Source organism: Delftia sp. (assembly GCF_059499305.1).
Genome location: NZ_JCABYI010000016.1, coordinates 1 through 1,623 on the forward strand (window position 1 = coordinate 1; position 1,623 = coordinate 1,623).

A 1,623-nucleotide genomic window follows, 5' to 3' on the forward strand; every position below is an offset into this window, starting at 1 on the left:
CTCCCCACCACCGGATCGTAATACCGATGCCGGTTGTAATACAGCCCCGTTTCCCTGTCATGGTGCTGCCCCGGCAGCCGGATTGCTTGGTGCAGGCCCTGCGGGTTGTACTCCTGCAGCACATTGCCCCAGGGGTCCAGCTTGGCCGCCCAGGTGACTAGCCCCCGTTGGTCGGTCAGGGCCATGGGCGTGCCCAGATGGTCGCAGTGGTAGTGGTGGATGGCGATGCGGGCGTGCTGTTCTTTTTCCTGTTTCTGCAGTTGGGTCTGCATGCCGGTGAGCAGGCGTGCGGTGCTGTCTGCCTGTTCGCCCAGCATGGCCTGGGCGCCGGGCGGCAGGCCGTGGTCCAGGGTGTGGCGCAGGTGGCGGGCCGCGTCTTGCTGCATGTCGCGCGGCATGGCGTCGAGCATGGTTTGCATCAGGGCCAGGGCCGGCGCGTGGTTGGGGTCGTCCGGGTCGGGCAGGCCTGCGGCGATGGCTTGCACCAGCAGGTGGGGCTCGTCTTGGGGGTCGCCGCTGGCCGTGGTGCTCAGGCGCACCAGGGGGGTGAAGCTGCCGGGTTCGTAGATGGTGTGTTCTATGTGGCGCGTGTCATCGCCATGCTGCAGGCGCTCGGTGTGGATGAGGCGGTCGCCGTCCCAGCCGTAGTAGTGGGTGCGGGTGGGGGTGGTGGAGTCCGCGCTTTCGACCTGCTGCTTCAGGCGCCTGCCCAGGGCGTCGTAGGTGTAGCGGCTGTGGTGGCGCAACTGCTCGGCGTTGCCCTGGATCTGGCTGCTGCGCACGGCGATGAGCTGGTGTGCTCCGTCGTAGTGCAGTTGCTGCTGGCTGTGGTCTGCATGCATTTGCGCGATGCGGTTGCCGCAGGGGTCGTAGCGCCAGACGCGGTCTTCGGTGAAGCCGATGCGGTTGTCTTCCCAGCGCTGCACGGGGCCTTGCCGCTGGCCTGCAAGGTGGCCCAGGCCCATGAGGTTGAAGTCGGTGTGCCGCCAGTGGGCGTGGACCTGGGCGGCCCAGCTGTCCTGGGTGTTCGTCTGGCCCGGTGCACCGGGTGCACCGAGTGCTGGCAGGCGGTTGCCGGCAGGGTCGATCTGCCAGCGGGTGGTGGTCTGGGGGTCCTGGCTGTCGGTGGCCGCTCTGAGGCGACCGGCGCTGTCGTAGCCGTAGCGCAGCAGTTGTGCAGCCTGGCCCGGGGCGCCGGCCTGTTCGATGGCAACGAGCTGGCCCAGGCTGTCGTAGTGGTAGCGGCGGCCAAGGATCTGGCCGATGAGGGGCTGGACGAGGTGATCCCTGCCTTCCGTGCTTTGCAGGCCTGTGGTGCCCAGGGCCGTGAGGCGGCCCATGCTGTCCCATTGGCGTTGCACCTGCAGGGGGTGGTGTGCGTCTGCGTCTGCTTCTGCTGCGGGAGTGGGTGGGTGCAGGCTGCGGCGGACTTCGCGGTGCAGGGCGTCGCGTTCGAAGTCGATGAGGCCGGCGCCGTTGAGCTGCAGTCCGTGCACATGGCCTGAGCCGTAGGTGAGCCAGGCGATCTTTCCCAGGCCTTGCAGCTGGCTGTGCTGGCGTGCGCCCAGCGCATCCAGGGTGTGGGCGATGCGGTGTTCGTATTCGATCTGGTCTGCGCCGCCG

At 68.1% G+C, this 1,623-nt stretch carries 1 protein-coding gene; it reads right to left on the reverse strand.

Annotation, left to right across the window (positions count from 1 at the left end):
* On the reverse strand, window positions 1–1,623 hold a 1,623-nt coding region (locus AC5I49_RS10040), incomplete at both ends, for an RHS domain-containing protein (RefSeq protein ID WP_495789270.1).